This window comes from Bacillus marasmi, assembly GCF_902168435.1.
Lineage (GTDB): Bacteria > Bacillota > Bacilli > Bacillales > Cytobacillaceae > Bacillus_BU > Bacillus_BU marasmi.
On sequence record NZ_LR656170.1, the window covers coordinates 89,706 to 105,902 of the forward strand.

Here is a 16,197-nt window from a genome sequence, read left to right on the forward strand (position 1 = left end):
TACTTCCTTTCTGTGGTTCCCTTATTTATCGTTTAATGCTACGACTCCTGGTAATGCTTTTCCTTCCATGAACTCTAGAGAAGCACCGCCTCCAGTTGAAATATGACTCATTTTCTCAGCTAAGTCAAATTTTTCAACTGCCGCTGCTGAATCTCCTCCACCGATCACAGAATATGTATCTGTACTCTCAGCTAATGCATCGGCAACAGCCTTTGTACCACCTGCAAATTTATCCATTTCAAACACACCCATTGGTCCATTCCAAATGACCAATTTGGAGGTTTTGATTACATCGCTGTATAGCTCTCCAGTTTTTGGACCAACATCAAGCGCCTGCCAGTCTGCTGGGATTTCTTCAACAGCAACAATTTTAGAGTTTGCAGTTTCTGAGAATTCATCCGCAACAACCGCATCGATTGGCATGTAGAATTTAACGCCTTTTTCTTCCGCTTTTTTAATAAAAGAAAGAGCTAAATCGATTTTGTCAGCTTCAAGAAGAGATTTACCGATTTCGTGACCTTGAGCTTTAATGAAAGTCCAAGCCAAGCCTCCACCGATGATTAAATTGTCAACCTTATCAAGTAGGTTATCAATTACGCCAATTTTGTCTTTTACTTTTGCACCACCAATAATCGCAGTAAATGGACGTTCTGGATTTGATAGTGCTTTGCCTAGAACATCAAGCTCCTTTTGCATTAGGAATCCTGATACAGCTGGAATATAATGAGCAATTCCCTCTGTGGAAGCATGGGCACGGTGTGCAGCACCAAATGCATCATTTACGTAAAGATCTGCTAACTCGGCAAAAGCCTTTGCTAACTCAGGATCATTCTTTTCCTCACCTGGGTAAAAACGAACGTTCTCTAATAATAGAACATCCCCTTCACCTAAAGTAGCGATTTCTGCTTTTACGGAATCACCGTATGCTTCATCTGTCTTTTTCACTTCTTTGCCAAGAAGCTCAGAAAGACGTTTTGCAACAGCGGTCAAACGCATTTCTTCTACTACTTGTCCTTTTGGACGGCCAAGATGAGATGCAAGAATAACTTTCGCGCCTTGCTCCATTAAATATTGAATCGTTGGCAATGCTGCACGGATTCTTGTATCATCCGTTACTTGTCCGTCTTTCATTGGAACATTGAAATCGACGCGGCAAAACACACGTTGACCTTTTACTGTTACGTCTTTTACAGATTTCTTGTTCATTCAGGATGGTCCTCCTCTTTTTTTAAAAATAAAGATAATTCTAAACGGTTCTCTTGTATCTTTGGCTTGTCAGACCAATATTTCATTCTCGAGATAAATAAAAGAGGGGAGGGGGAATCCTCCCCGCTCCCCTTTTATTCCATCCAATTGGTATAGAGCCCTGCTCAGCAGGGGACCGAACTTCCCGCTAATATATATTGGTTAACATAGGCCGCTGACACACACCCTATATCATTATAGTCGTTCGTGGAACATATATCCAATATTTTTAAAAGCCTTTTTTGCCCATGAAATCTGCTAAATCGACAACACGGTGCGAATAACCTGTTTCGTTATCATACCAAGAAAGAACTTTTACCATGTTTCCTTCCATTACCATTGTTGAAAGTGCATCGATTGTTGAAGACGCTGCGCTACCGTTAAAGTCAGTAGATACTAATGGAAGCTCAGTGTAATCTAGAATTCCTTTTAAATCACCTTCAGCAGCTGCTTTTAATGCGCCATTGATTTCATCTGCAGTAACTGACTTATCTAGCTCAACAACTAAGTCAACAACAGATACGTTTGGTGTTGGTACACGCATTGCCATACCATTTAGCTTTCCTTTTAACTCAGGAAGTACTAACGCAACTGCTTTTGCTGCACCAGTTGAAGTCGGAATCATGTTTTCAGCTGCAGCACGTGCACGGCGGTAATCCTTGTGCGGTAAATCTAAAATTTGTTGGTCGTTAGTATATGAGTGAACAGTTGTCATCATCCCGCGTTTGATGCCAAAATTATCATTAAGCACCTTTGCAAATGGAGCTAAACAGTTAGTTGTACAAGATGCATTGGATACGATGTGGTGGTTCGCTGCATCGTACTTATCTTCGTTAACACCCATAACGATTGTAATATCTTCATTGCTTGCCGGAGCAGAAATAATAACCTTTTTAGCCCCTGCTTCAAGATGCTTCGCAGCATTGTTTCTGTCTGTGAATCTACCTGTTGATTCAACTACTACTTCTACACCAAGTTCACCCCAGCCTAATTGTGCTGGATCGCGCTCTGCAAGTACCTTTACACGGTGGCTACCAACCACTAGGTAATCACCATCAACCGATACAGCCTGACCAAGCTTGCCATGAACTGTGTCAAATTGTAAAAGGTGTGCTAGCATATTTGCATCAGTTAAATCATTAACTGCAACGATTTCAACATTCGGATTATTTAAAGCAGCACGGAAAACATTACGTCCAATACGTCCAAACCCATTAATACCCATTTTTACTGCCATTTTCGTTTCCTCCTTAAGGTTGTGCATATATATAATTTTTTATTTAAAAGGGGAATCCCCAAATTAACCATTAGTGACTAATAGCGTATGCGATTCTAAATGAAAGGATATTACCCCATTAACATTTGTTTCGCGGCGCCTTCATCGGTAACTAATACCGTTGATGCTGGAGCTTGTTTTAAATATGCTTTGATAGCCTTTGCCTTTGATGCTCCTCCGGCAACAGCAATAACATTTTCAATACTTTGAATATCCTCAAGTTGAAGTCCTACCGTTAACACCTTATGAACAACTTCGCCTAATTCGTTGATATAATATCCAAATGCTTCTCCAACAGCTTGACCTGTTTTAATTTTTTCAAGAATGTCTTGAGGAGTGTTACGGCGCTCTGCCATTGTTATAGCGTCTCCAATTCCGTGTAAAACCATGCTCGCAGATCGAAGAAGTTCAAGTACTTCTTGGATATATGGTTCCTTAATAAAGGAATCATATATTTCTTGGCTGACTTGATCCGGAACATAGAGGACTCGGTGCTTTGCACCGGAATTTTCAGCCATAGTAGCGCAAATTGTATTAGCTTGATTTTTGACAATCTCGCCGACACCGCCACGTGCTGGCACAAATAACAATTCCTTTTCCTGAAAATCCGGGGTAAGCATTTCAGCAACGGATGCCATTGTCGTTCCACCTGTTACCGCAATGATATTTTTTCCTTGCAGGAGCTCTTTCATACAATTTGCAGTCGCACGTCCTAGCTCGCTTTTTACCCAAGGTGATTCATCACTATCACCGGATACAACGATGACTTTCTTGATGTTTAGTCGACGGCTCAATTCTGTTTCAATCTCAACAATACCTGTTACTTCCCTCATTACACCTTCAAGTTTTTTTAGAAGTTGTGTTCCTTCAGATGTTAAACTCATTCCCACACTTGAGATATCAATTAAATCTTGGTCTTTAAGAAATTCTACTTCACTTCGCAGTACTCTTTCCGTAAGGCTAAGACTTCCCGCTAAACTTCTTCTCCCCACAGGCTGCATTAACCGTATGTATTGAAGGATCGAATAGCGCTTTTGCATAACTTGTAAGAGGTCAGGTAATAATCTTTTTTGTAGCTCTAAAATTGAGTCCATGGAAATCTTCTCCTTATATGGACATTATACGTCCCGCATAGACATATTATGTCCCACTTGTTCAAAAAAAAATCACTCCTTAACCTAGACTCATTTTAACAGGAGTGAAATTAAAATTCAATTACTTTGCTAAGATAATTTTTCTTGCAAACGTTTACGTATGACATTTTTGTCAATTCGCCCATATTGGACCTCTTCGCCATCGATTAAAATAACGGGTATCATTAGTCCGTAAAGCTCTGTTAAACGATCATCTGTATCAATATCCACTACTTGCAAGCTGAAATCAAATTCAGATTGTAAACCGTTAACAGCTTCTTTAGCATCCTCGCATAAATGACATTTATTTCTAGAGTATAATGTAATGACCGGTGCGCTCACGATTCGTACCCTCCTAAATATTGCTACATAATTTATTATGTATTTTACAAGGACTTTTTGCAATGATCAGTTAGTCGTACCTTTTCCGCTTCGAGGATGACGGAATCCCTAGCTGCTCACGATATTTCGCTATCGTTCTACGTGATACAACGATTCCTTCCTTACTCTTTAGCAACTCGACCATTTCTAAATCAGAAAGCGGATTTTTCTTGTTTTCTTCTTTTACTAAATTACCAATCGCCAGTTTCACTTTGTTTGAAGATTGTGCCTCACTAGAAACGGAATCAATTGCACTTGTGAAAAAGGATTTTAATTCAACTGTTCCAAATGGAGTCTGTACGTATTTCTCCCGAACAGTCCTGCTTACCGTTGATTCATGAATTCCTAATTCCTCAGAAATCTCCTTCATTGTCATCGGCTTCAAATACTTTGGACCTTTTTGAAAATAATCCTGTTGCTTCGCTACGATTATCTCTGTAACATTTACAATTGTTCTTTGTCTTTGCTCTAAGCTTCGAACAATCCACTGATAATCCTGCTGCTTATCACGTAAGAAATTAGTGACACTTTTGTCATTGTGTGTTGATAAATTAGCGATATATTCCTTGTTTAATTGGATCCTTGGAAGCAAATTGTCAAAGAGCTGTACAACAAATTGATTGCCTTCCTGCAATACCATCACATCCGGTACAACATACGGTGCCTTCTCATAATGATATGCACTACCAGGTTTCGGATTGAGCGTTAATATAAAATCGAAAACGTGCTGGATTTCCTTCACATCTTTAGAAATCAACTTTGCAAGCGCTTTCCATTTCTTTTCCGCAAATAAAGAGAAATGCTGAGAAACGATTTCTTCTGCTAGTTGATATTGTTTAGGATGACGTTGTATTTGAATGAATAGACATTCCTGTAAGTTTCGTGCACCAATTCCTGATGGTTCTAGTTTCTGTAAAAGCTGCAAACACTCTTCTGCAGCCGGTAAAGATATTTGAAGTTGCTCGGAAATCTCCTGAAGATCACCTGTAAAATACCCATTATCATCTAAATGATAAATATAATGGGCAAGAATCTTGCGCTTCACCGTAGTGGTTTTCATATCAAGAATTTGCGGCATTAAATGATCGGTAAGCGTAAAGCGTTGGTCGCTGATTTGTTCAATCCAAGATTTATCATTGACCGTAGAACTGCCATTCCCCTTCTTTTTCCGCTGGTATACCTCCGTGGTGTTCTTGATTTGGAGTAGCGGATTTTCTAGTGCTTTATTTTCAAGAAAATCAACAAGCTCAATCGATGAATACTGTAACAGTGCAATCGCCTGTGATAATTCCTGTGTCATCGATAACTTTAACGTCTGCTGCTGCGATAACCCTGGCCTTAAATCCATCTACCACTCCCCCTAATCCCTATTTTACAATATTCACAATATTTTTTGTTCACAAAAGATTAAATTTTACCACTTTTATCTTATTCCTTAATATTTGAGAGTTGTGTGAAAAATTGATATTCAACAATTGCTATATGTACTTGCAAAGCTTTACTCAAAAAAACACCCTTGCTTTGTAAATAAAAAAGCAAGGGTAGCGTCATTTATATAGAAGTAATGATGACATTTGTTATTCCTGTTCATTCTCTACTGGATAAGCATATATAACAAACCGGTCTGGCGCATCTCCAATAAAATTAAACGGATAGCAAGTGGAAACGACGAGTACTTCTTCTCCCATTTTTCTAATGACTGTCGTATCGTCTGCATGAACAATATCAGTTGATCTTATTTCATACGTGTAGGTACCATATGGCATATTTATAATAAACTTATCCCCAATTTCTATTCGATCAAAATTGCGAAAAACGGTATCACGATGACCCGATATTAGGATTTGTTCATTTTGTCCTGGGAAGACAGTTGTGGAATAATGCCCAACCCCTTGGTCAAGAACATTTGCATCAGTACCTTCAATTAATGGAAGAGTTCGATTTAGTTTTGGTATTTCAACAGTTCCTAAAGGTTCATTATAAACTGCAGAAAAATCTATTATTTCTTGTTCAGTTGTATCAATTGTAGGTTCAGATAGTTTTTCAATTTCAATCTTTTTCTCTGCAGCTTCCAATGATTGAATCTGAGCACTTTCATGACTGTAATATTGAAGTCCAAAAACACTAAGATAATATAAACTGATAATCATCATGATGGCTCCAAGTATTTCTATCGAATTAACTTGTTGCCCTATTCTTGGTTTATATAATTGGGTGATAATCAACTCAAGGTTTTTCATATCTTCACCTTACTTCCCATCACAGGAGTTCATTCTAATCGAGAGGTTTTTGAATAAATATTATTTAAAAGAAGCAAATGCTAAATAGACGCATTTGCTTCTTTCATATTTGTCATTTGACTATTTTTTTCTTCTTCCAATGTAACGAGTACCAAGACCAGCCATCATTGTACTAATGCCAGTAAGACCATAAATCCACATGTCTGTAGATGTATTTGGCAACGTGTTTCCACCTGGAGTCGTAGGTGTTGTTGGTGTTGTAGTCGGTGGTGTTGTTGGTGGCGTAGTTGGTGTTTTCTCGTTAAATGTAATAGTATCGTAATCTACCAGGCTGCTTAACAACGCTAAATCAATTGTAGCGTTATTTAATACAGCACCATAAACTTTTACATCACCATTTAAACCTGATGGTTTTTTTATGGTAATATCGTTAAGTTCAACAGTAGTAGATCCTAAAACTTGTATTGCTACTAAACTATCTACAAGGTCTAGAATGTCTTCTAATAGAGTGCCTACTAATGGTTCAATTGTGTCTTTTAATAGAGCTTTAACTGGTCCTAAAATAAGGTTAGCATCAATTACCAATCCCTCAGTTAAATCATCAAGAATTTCTCCTATTGTTCCTACAGCTGGATCAAGAACAGGTAGTAAACCTTTAACGATTCCTAAAAGCGGAAGATCTAGAATATCACCTACTATACCATCTAAAACCGCCTCATCTAAACCTGAAAGATCAACAACTATGTTTAATGCATCTACTTGAGCTAATAGTTGACTTACTAACGGAAGAACTAAATCATTTACTACACCTTCAAGATGTTCACCTAAACCGTCTGAGAAAGTAATAGTAAATTCACCATTATCTCCTTGTACAACAGTAATGTCATCTTCATAAACAAGGACATCATCCAGAGCATCAATCAGAGCCTCATCAATATTATCCAGTGCGGCTAAAGTATCATTAAGCTCATCTAATCCATCAATTGTGATAACTCCGCCTGTTAAACCGTTATCATTAATGAGCGCATCAACATCGGTCACTAAGTCACCAACTATACCTGTTACATCTGTTACCAATCCGTCAACGGTACCTAAGACTGGTGCAAGTAATGGCGTTAAGTCATCCACGTCAATTGGCAGGAGTTCAGATTGGACATGTGCTGTTCCCTCTTTATCCCATTTATCGGACAGTTCTTTTGCATAAAAAACAACAGTTTGATCAGGGTTTATTAAATCAACGTTGGCTAAATCGGTGGCATTAAGATTTAAATCCAAGGTATATGGGCCAGTTCCAGCCACATCACCAAGGCTCGCTTCGACATCGACGTTTTTAAAAACACTTACCTCAGCCAAGCTTTTTGCACTAGCGTAGGAAGAAAGGCTTAACATAAGGATAGCTGCGATTGCGGTAAGCACTAAGCTCTTTTTCAAAAATCTTTTATATCTCTTTTTCACTATGCACACCCCTTTATCTTGATTGATGAAGATTGTTTCTTTCAGCTGATTCTAGTTGAGGAGAAACAAGTCCCAAAGACAAAGTAATTGCAGCACAAACTTTAGTGGGAATAAATTTCCCACTACCTCTATACCCTCATCTCCTTTTTTGGATTTTTGGAATGATAAAGGATCTCATCGTTTATGTACTATGCAAATCAAGATGTGTAATATTGAATTTGTTTGTGGAGTTCTTTACCACTCACTACGATACATTGGACTGGTAATATTATGTATCTATAATAGTTTTAACCCATAAAAAACAATCTTTCAACAAATAGCATGCATTATTCACCCTATTGTCAATATTTCTTATTTAATTTATATTCTGAATTTAAACTATTATTATCGTAAAAAATATTTCTAATATATCATCGGTGTTATTAAATGAAAAAAGCACTTGCAAACAGACTCATCATGCCATATAATATTTTAACGTACCGTAAATTCATATGCCCTCGTGGTGCAACGGATAGCACGTAAGATTCCGGTTCTTAAAATGGGGGTTCGATTCCCTCCGAGGGCGCTAAAAATGAAAGAAGCTGGACTACAAAAAAACGAACTATCATGTGAAATTCTTACTTAGAATTTCCTAATAGTTCGGTTTTTTTTATTCTTTTTTTCAATAGGCAAATAACTGTGCAAATTTTTTTGCACCTGAGTCTGTCAACCCGAATGTTGATTTACTTGTGTTTAAAAATAAGCGGAAGAATTCCTCTTATTTCGGGAAATACCCAATTTCCCTATAAATAACAGGAGTTTTTCCCCTTATTTCATAAAAATCACTGTATTTTGTCTTTTTGGGAGCGGTTAAGCGGAAATTCTCCTCTTATTTTCAGATCAATTAGCTCCCCAAACATACAATAACGGGAAATTCTCCGCTTATTTTTTCTCGCACCTTCATGAAAATCACCAATGAACTTTAATATTGTCTTCCATAAAATCAATTTATTTCTGTCCCAGCTTCTTTTTCGTTTTTTTGATTAAAAAAAGGCACATTGGCAAAGATGGAAATCAGGAACCTTTTATACATAAAGAATGTCGAACAAATCCCAATATAACGCAGTGCGATTTGTTTGACCTTAATTGACCATCAGTGTATGATAACAATACATAAGGTTTTTTCACATTAAGCAAACACAATAAGTACTTAAAGAACAACAGATTAAAGGAGGAACAGAAAATGAATTTGATTCCTACAGTAATTGAACAGACAAATCGCGGCGAGCGGGCATATGACATTTATTCCCGTCTACTTAAAGACCGTATTATCATGCTAGGAAGCGGTATTGATGATAATGTTGCCAATTCGATCGTTGCGCAATTATTATTTTTAGAAGCTGAAAATCCTGAAAAAGATATATCTATTTACATTAATAGCCCTGGTGGTAGTATTACAGCTGGTATGGCTATCTACGACACAATGCAATTCATTAAGCCAGACGTTCAAACGATTTGTATCGGTATGGCAGCATCAATGGGTGCTTTCCTACTTGCAGCAGGTACAAAAGGCAAACGTTATGCCTTACCTAATGCTGAAGTCATGATTCACCAACCACTTGGTGGAGCACAGGGCCAGGCTACTGAAATCGAAATTGCAGCAAAACGCATCCTGTTCTTGCGTGATAAGTTAAACGGCATCCTTGCTGAACGTACTGGTCAGCCGCTAGAAGTTATTGAGCGTGATACAGAACGCGATAACTTCATGACTGCAGCTAAAGCGAAAGAATACGGCTTAGTTGACCATATTATTGAACGCAGTACTGCTGTTGAGAAAAAATAAAGCAGAAGCAGCTTGCACGGGTAAATGCTGATGCTAAATAGAAATTAACATAAAAAAATCGCGCTCCTCTTGAGCGCGATTTTTTATGCTTCATCACAGATATATTTACAAAGTGCTTCGATAGCCTCATTTTCATCACTGCCATTTGCAATCAAAGCAACCTCTGAACCGGAGCTAATTGCTAAACTCATTAACCCCATTATGCTTTTTGCATTGACTTTTTTTCCATCCTTTTCAAGAAAAATATCGGATGAAAAACGATTTGCTTCTTGTACAAAAAGCGCAGCAGGACGCGCTTGTAAACCTGTTTTCAGTTTAACCTTAACCTGTTTTTCTAACATTTGATTTCTCCCCTTTAAATGTCTCTATTGTTAATCGGTTCGCTTGCACGTAATTTATCTGCAATTTCATCTATTTTTCTTAACCGATGATTGATTCCAGATTTACTTATCGTCCCACCTGATACCATTTCACCGAGTTCTTTAAGAGTAACATCTTGATAATTTACTCTTAATTCGGCTATTTCCCTGAGTTTCCCAGGTAATACTTGTAAACCAACCGTTTGCTCAATGTATCGAATATTTTCAACCTGTCTTAATGCTGCACCAATTGTCTTATTAAGATTAGCCGTTTCACAATTCACCAATCGATTAACTGAATTCCTCATATCTCGCACTATTCGAATATCTTCAAATCTTAATAGGGCATTATGGGCACCAATAATATTTAAAAACTCAGTAATTTTCTCTGCTTCTTTTAAGTAGACTATATATCCTTTTTTGCGTTCAAGCGTTTTACTATTAAGCATAAAGGTATTCATCAACTCACAAAGCGCGTCATTGTGTTCCTTATATAAAGAAGATATTTCTAAATGGTAAGAAGATGTTTCCGGATTATTAACTGAACCCCCTGCTAGGAAGGCTCCTCGCAAATAAGAACGCTTACAACATTTCTTTTTAATTAAATCCTTAGAAATATCATGGACAAAGGTAAATCCTTCCCCTAATATTTTTAAGTCCTCCAAAATTATTTTTGCTTGGTCAGCCAATCGAACAATGTAAACATTGTTCTTTTTCAGGCGCATCTTTTTCCGAACAAGCAATTCAACCTGAACATCATAATTCTTTTTAATTAAAGTATAAATTCTTCTTGCAATCGCAGCATTTTCTGTTTGAATATCGACAACGAGCTTGCGATTGGAAAATGACAAAGAACCATTCATGCGAATTAAAGCGGAGAGTTCGGATTTACTGCAGCAAGCTTTTACTTCTATATTTGTGAGTTCTTTTTTTGTTTCTGAAGCGAAAGACATCCTTAACCACCTCCATCCGCTAACAGCCTCATCATGATGTCATTTATTTAGTTTCCTTCATCAGTAAATCGTAAATTATTTGAGCAACCTTATTTGTATCATGACGAATCACATTATCCTGCAAGGATACAAATTCATCCTGAAGCAGCTCCATTCCCATGTCCCGCAAATTTTGAACATCATAATCGACTGGAGAAGCAAATTCCTTTTTGTACCGTTCCTGAATTTCTAATGGAATCGGTTTGTTGTTAACAAGAATCGTATCAATGAATTGTTTATTTAAATGATCATAAATCGCTTTCACGTGATCGCTCGCTGAATAGTCTAATGTTTCACCAGCCTGGGTCATTAAATTACATATATAAACCTTCTTGGCCTTAGCATTGCAAACTGCTTTACCTAGTTCAGGTACGAGTAGATTTGGTAATATACTTGTATAAAGACTACCTGGTCCAATGATGATTAAATCAGCTTGATTAATTGCATATAGCGATTCTGGTAATGGCTCAATTTTTTCCGGAGTCAAAAAGACTTTCTTGATTTTTTTCCCTGAAAAAGGGATTTTTGACTCTCCTGAAACAATGGTACCATCTTCAAGCTCAGCATGCAAAATAACTCCCTGATTTGCCGCAGGTAGTACCTTGCCATGGACGTTTAATACCCTGGACATTTCTTGAATTGCATGAACAAAATTCCCAGTAATCGAGGTCATTGCTGCTAAAATTAAATTACCAAGTGAATGACCAGAAAGCTCATTCTTCGTTTTAAAACGATGTTGAAACATCTCTTCAACTAAAGGTTCGACTTCTGATAATGCGGCTAGCACATTGCGAACGTCACCTGGTGGTGGAATTTGCAAGTCATCTCTCAGTCTACCCGAGCTACCACCATCATCAGCAACCGTCACAATGGCAGTTATATCAACAGGATATTTTTTTAAACCTCTCAATAGAACAGACAGACCTGTTCCCCCACCAATGATGACAATTCTAGGTTGGTCGATCTTCGTCATGTCACTTTTTCCTTCCTTTTATCGATATCGCGATGACTGATTCGGGTATGATAATCCTGTTCGAAGTAGTGACCAATATGTTCTGCTAAAGCGACAGAGCGATGCTGCCCACCTGTGCACCCAATCGCAATCACCAATTGTGCCTTTCCTTCTCGCTTATAATGCGGCAGCATAAACGCAAGAAGCTCGGTTACTTTTTCTAAGAACTTATGAGTTTCATTCCATTTTAATACATAGCTTGAAACTTCATCATCAAGTCCAGTTTTAGGTCGCATTGAATCGATGTAGTGCGGATTTGGCAAGAATCGAACGTCAAAGACGAGGTCTGCGTCTATCGGAAGGCCGTGTTTAAAACCAAAAGACATCACATTAACGGTAAATAGAGTTTGTTTGTTTACCGAAAATTCAGTTGCAATTTTCTCACGTAAGTCCTTCGGCTTCATTTGCGAAGTATTATAAACCAATTGCGCTCTGCCTTTTAACTCTTCTAATAGTTCCCTCTCCAGCTTAATTCCCTCTAGCGGGCGTCCAGACTGTGCCAACGGATGAAAACGTCTAGTTTCCTTATAGCGACGCACTAGTGTTGCATCATCGGCATCAAGAAAAAGAATTTGTGGAGTCATCCAATCTGTTTCACTAAGCTCATCCAAGGCTTTAAAAAGCGAGTCGAAAAAGTCCCTTCCTCTAAGGTCCATACCGAGTGCGACTTTATTCATTTTATTTCCTGATTCCTTCATCAGCTCGAGGAATTTAGGTAATAATGTAGGAGGTAAATTATCTACACAGAAAAAGCCCAGATCTTCAAAGCTTTGGATTGCAACTGTCTTTCCTGCACCTGACATACCTGTAATGATGACCATCTGGGTTTCATTTGTTGAACCAGTACTCATCTTCATCCCTCCATTACTGATTTAGCTCGGATCAAGCCGATAGGCTAATAACTTAAAATCCGGCGTATATGTAAATGTCCCATATATGATTCCATTTCCATGAATCATATATTCGATGATATGATGATCGCCTTCAGCCATAGGCAAGCTGCTAATTTGATCTAAGTCATGCCATGCAATTTTACCTTCATCTGATTCATGGAGTGTTGGACCTTCAGCTTCTGTAGCAATAAAAGTAAACATCATCCATTCAGAGATTACTTTGTCACCATCTACCATAATAAACGTGAATATACCTTTTATATTCGGGTTTTTAAGATAAATTCCTGTTTCTTCACGATACTCACGTATGCAAGAGTCCTTAACTGATTCGCCCGGTTCCATTTTCCCACCTGGTGCTACCCACCAGCCACGACGCGGCTTTTGTAACAACAGAACTTTATTTTCTTTTAGTAAAACACAATTTGTGACCCTTTGCATAAATGACACCTCTATTCAATCCACTCTTTGGTATTTATTTTTATGAAGCTTTACATACATAATTAATAATATCTTTTTTCAATTTATTATACTATTATTAGGATTCTCTAACAATGATGGGGGCTTGAGAATTGTTGTTCATTCAAATGTGTTAGCCTCTGTAAATTTCCGTCCAAGCTCTCAAACGAGAAAAAAATTGGCACAGGTTTCCCTGTGCCGAAAGTTTTATTAATAATAAAAGGGGGTCAATTACTTAATGCTATTGTACTTCAGTTTTATTTCAAAGCTGTTACAGTTGAATTAAAATATAATTAAAGAAACCACGCTGACTATTAACAGCGTGGTTATTTGTGTTAAGCGTTCGCTTTTAGTTCTTCGCGTAATTCTTCAACATAATGCTGGACCGCTTGTGCTGCGATGCTGCCATCACCAGTTGCAGTTACGATTTGACGCAACGTTTTATCACGAATGTCCCCTGCTGCAAAAATCCCAGGGACGCTAGTTTCCATTTGATCGTTTGTCACGATATAACCATTTTCATTCGTAATGCCAAGGCTCTCAAATGGCTTTGAAAGAGGAATCATGCCGACGTAGATAAATACTCCGTCTGCTGGAAGCTCCTGTTCTTCCCCTGTTTTAGTCGAAACTAAAGTAATGCTGCCCACTTTACCATTGTTTTCATTAATTTGTTTTACCGTATGGCTCCAAACAAATTCAACCTTTTCATTATCGAATGCACGTTGCTGAAGGATCTTTTGAGCTCGAAGCTCGTCACGTCGGTGTACGATTGTTACCTTCGATGCAAAACGGGTTAAGTATACGCCCTCTTCTACAGCAGAATCTCCTCCACCAATAACGAATAATTCTTTATTTTTAAAGAAAGCTCCGTCACATACCGCACAATAAGAAACACCGCGGCCACCTAATTCTTTTTCACCAGGCGCTCCAAGCTTTTTGTATTCTGCCCCTGTTGCAATAATAATCGCGCGTGCTTTATATTCCTTAGAACCTGCAATAATGGTTTTGTATTCTTTCCCATCAATGATTTCTTTAATATCGCCATAGGCATATTCTGCACCAAATTTTTTGGCATGCTCGAACATTTTTGTAGAAAGCTCAGGGCCTAAAATGGAATCAAATCCAGGATAGTTTTCAACTTCCTCTGTATTTGCCATTTGCCCACCAGGAACACCGCGTTCAAGCATTAATGTTGATAAATTTGCTCGTGAAGTATATACAGCAGCTGTCATCCCCGCAGGGCCTGCACCAGCAATAATGACATCATAAATTTTTCCTTCTGACACTTTTAATTCTCCTCCTTCAAATCCACTATACAATGAGTTCATCCTTAGTTAGTATCTACACTAATCCTATAAAAACATCCTTGCATAGTCCAAAAATCTGCTCAATCCAGTATTTTTTTCACTGCTTTTACATATTTTTGAATAGTAGAAGTAGAGATTCCATATTTGTTTGCAAGTGCGGACTGGGTGATTTTTTCTTCACGAAGCTGATACCAGCTATACTCGACCGCCGCGGCCCAGCCTTGCTTGTTTTTTAAAGTAAAATCATCCTGGTTCATTTTTAAACAAATCGTGAACCACAATAAATACATACCTGATTCAACAGAGCCAATTGGATGATGATATTTATATAGAACCTCAGCTGTTTCATGAGCTGGGAAATCTACAACATCATCATTGGAACTCTTGATAAAGGAAAGATACTCACGTTCTAAGCTTGAAAACTTCTTGTTGTTTTTTTGTAGAACAGTGGCTAGTATCTCATCCCTTTGCTGCGATACTGAGATTAGGAAGATGGCAAAAAGCCTCTCTTCAACATACTCACTATCAAGCTTTTTCATTATGGACGGAATATGTTCCTCAAAGCCTGTATACTTCTCCTTATCCTCGCTCCAAGGCTCAAAGCCTTCTTTTTCCGGATTAATCTCAAGAACTTTATTCCAAACTTGATGCGCAATTTGCTCATGACCAGTAAAATAGGCTGAATAGGCCAACCAATAGTAATACGCCCCTTCTCCTTCATAGCCTTGCTTTTGAAGTTTACGCAGCCAAGTATAGGCGAGGTCATATTCTTTAACGAGCGCGAAGGTTGTTCCTAGTTTATATTGATGGTCAATTGATAGCGGTTTGATTTTTTCCAAAACAGCCTTGAGTTTGTTTACCTCATCACTGTCTTGTTGATAGTAGGCAAACACGAGTCGATTACACATTGCGTGCAAGTTACCAGGGTTCTTTTCTTGTACATCATTAAGAATCTCGAACGCCTTTATTGGTTCGCCTAAGTAAAAATAAGCCAATGCCAGGTTATTATAAGCCGACCAATACTCAGGGTAATTTTCGATAATTGAGTTTAATACCTCTATCGCTTTTGGAAAATGCCCTGACTCAAGCAAACTTCGCGCGTGCTCCTGTTGGACAATTAAATCATCATGCTCATAAAAATCATCGTCCTCGATTTCATCAGCCTCAAGTGTCAGAAGTTGAAGGAGATCCTCGGTATCTTCGGTAAACTCACCATATGGCTCAAGTTCAAGATACAATTTCGCATGATGATGTGCATCCTTAAATAAACCTAAATGAGCATAATTATTTGCTAAGAAATAATGGCATTCAAATAGCTCTTCATCTAAATCGTCTAAGATTGAGTGAAGCAAACGATTTGATTGTTGATATTCGCCGATTTCGGTGTATAAAACTGCTAGTTGGCAGGTAATCATCGGTTCACCAGGTTCAAGCTGCAGCGCACGGAGGAAGTATTTTTTTGCTTTATGGAAATCCCGACGATTGTAGGCTTTAACACCTTTTGTAAAATAGTACTCAGCCGTTGGGACAAATGATAGGATTTTTGCTTGCTGTTTCTGTTTCGTCGCTTTAGAGTCTTTACTCATGAAAGCCTCCTGTTATATTGATTTTTAACTAATGTAGTAT

14 protein-coding genes, 1 tRNA gene and 1 pseudogene are annotated in these 16,197 nt (G+C 38.0%); 2 read left to right on the top strand and 14 right to left on the bottom strand.

From position 1 onward, the window contains the following. Positions 1 to 21: 21 nt before the first annotated feature. From FXW34_RS11015 to FXW34_RS11045, 7 genes are all read right to left on the bottom strand, one after another. A complete protein-coding gene (locus FXW34_RS11015) occupies positions 22 to 1,206 on the bottom strand; it encodes a phosphoglycerate kinase (RefSeq protein WP_147534045.1) in 1,185 nt (394 codons plus the stop codon). 268 nt (positions 1,207 to 1,474) lie between these two features. Then, on the bottom strand, positions 1,475 to 2,482 hold the full coding sequence (gene gap / locus FXW34_RS11020) for a type I glyceraldehyde-3-phosphate dehydrogenase (RefSeq protein ID WP_147534046.1): 1,008 nt from the start codon (positions 2,480 to 2,482) through the stop codon (positions 1,475 to 1,477). A gap of 110 nt (positions 2,483 to 2,592) precedes the next feature. After that, on the bottom strand, positions 2,593 to 3,615 hold the full coding sequence (locus FXW34_RS11025; RefSeq protein WP_147534047.1) for a sugar-binding transcriptional regulator: 1,023 nt from the start codon (positions 3,613 to 3,615) through the stop codon (positions 2,593 to 2,595). Between the two features lie 129 nt (positions 3,616 to 3,744). Next, positions 3,745 to 3,996, bottom strand: a complete 252-nt coding sequence (locus FXW34_RS11030) for a glutaredoxin family protein (RefSeq protein WP_147534048.1) — start codon at positions 3,994 to 3,996, stop codon at positions 3,745 to 3,747. 70 nt (positions 3,997 to 4,066) lie between these two features. Beyond that, on the bottom strand, positions 4,067 to 5,383 hold the full coding sequence (rpoN, locus tag FXW34_RS11035; protein ID WP_147534049.1) for an RNA polymerase factor sigma-54: 1,317 nt from the start codon (positions 5,381 to 5,383) through the stop codon (positions 4,067 to 4,069). A gap of 229 nt (positions 5,384 to 5,612) precedes the next feature. After that, entirely contained in the window at positions 5,613 to 6,275 is a 663-nt protein-coding gene (locus FXW34_RS11040; protein ID WP_342780708.1) for a class D sortase, read from the bottom strand. 120 nt (positions 6,276 to 6,395) lie between these two features. Next, positions 6,396 to 7,691 carry an adhesive domain-containing protein gene (locus tag FXW34_RS11045; RefSeq protein ID WP_147534050.1) on the bottom strand — a complete coding sequence of 432 codons (1,296 nt, stop codon included), beginning with the start codon at positions 7,689 to 7,691 and terminating at the stop codon, positions 6,396 to 6,398. 532 nt (positions 7,692 to 8,223) lie between these two features. Here FXW34_RS11045 and FXW34_RS11050 point away from each other — a divergent pair. Together FXW34_RS11050 and clpP are read left to right on the top strand one after the other, a co-directional pair. Continuing rightward, positions 8,224 to 8,295, top strand: a tRNA-Arg gene (locus tag FXW34_RS11050). Between the two features lie 648 nt (positions 8,296 to 8,943). Then, a pseudogene (clpP, locus tag FXW34_RS11055) lies at positions 8,944 to 9,552 on the top strand (ATP-dependent Clp endopeptidase proteolytic subunit ClpP); the annotation flags it as partial. Between the two features lie 83 nt (positions 9,553 to 9,635). On the opposite strand, the gene FXW34_RS11060 reads toward clpP, so the two are convergent. The 7 genes from FXW34_RS11060 to FXW34_RS11090 form a co-directional block, all read right to left on the bottom strand. Beyond that, positions 9,636 to 9,893 carry an HPr family phosphocarrier protein gene (locus tag FXW34_RS11060; protein ID WP_147534052.1) on the bottom strand — a complete coding sequence of 86 codons (258 nt, stop codon included), beginning with the start codon at positions 9,891 to 9,893 and terminating at the stop codon, positions 9,636 to 9,638. Positions 9,894 to 9,907: 14 nt separating this feature from the next. Next, complete coding sequence (whiA, locus tag FXW34_RS11065) at positions 9,908 to 10,864, bottom strand: DNA-binding protein WhiA (protein ID WP_147534053.1); 957 nt, start codon at positions 10,862 to 10,864, stop codon at positions 9,908 to 9,910. 43 nt (positions 10,865 to 10,907) lie between these two features. Further along, positions 10,908 to 11,876, bottom strand: a complete 969-nt coding sequence (locus FXW34_RS11070; protein ID WP_147534054.1) for a gluconeogenesis factor YvcK family protein — start codon at positions 11,874 to 11,876, stop codon at positions 10,908 to 10,910. Then, a complete protein-coding gene (rapZ, locus tag FXW34_RS11075) occupies positions 11,873 to 12,766 on the bottom strand; it encodes an RNase adapter RapZ (RefSeq protein WP_147534055.1) in 894 nt (297 codons plus the stop codon). The genes FXW34_RS11070 and rapZ overlap by 4 nt, the downstream gene beginning before the upstream one ends. 21 nt (positions 12,767 to 12,787) lie before the next feature. After that, a complete protein-coding gene (locus FXW34_RS11080) occupies positions 12,788 to 13,246 on the bottom strand; it encodes an 8-oxo-dGTP diphosphatase (protein ID WP_147534056.1) in 459 nt (152 codons plus the stop codon). 353 nt (positions 13,247 to 13,599) lie between these two features. Further along, positions 13,600 to 14,550 carry a thioredoxin-disulfide reductase gene (trxB, locus tag FXW34_RS11085; protein ID WP_147534057.1) on the bottom strand — a complete coding sequence of 317 codons (951 nt, stop codon included), beginning with the start codon at positions 14,548 to 14,550 and terminating at the stop codon, positions 13,600 to 13,602. A 101-nt stretch (positions 14,551 to 14,651) separates the two neighbouring features. Then, on the bottom strand, positions 14,652 to 16,157 hold the full coding sequence (locus FXW34_RS11090) for a tetratricopeptide repeat protein (RefSeq protein ID WP_147534058.1): 1,506 nt from the start codon (positions 16,155 to 16,157) through the stop codon (positions 14,652 to 14,654). Positions 16,158 to 16,197 lie beyond the last annotated feature (40 nt).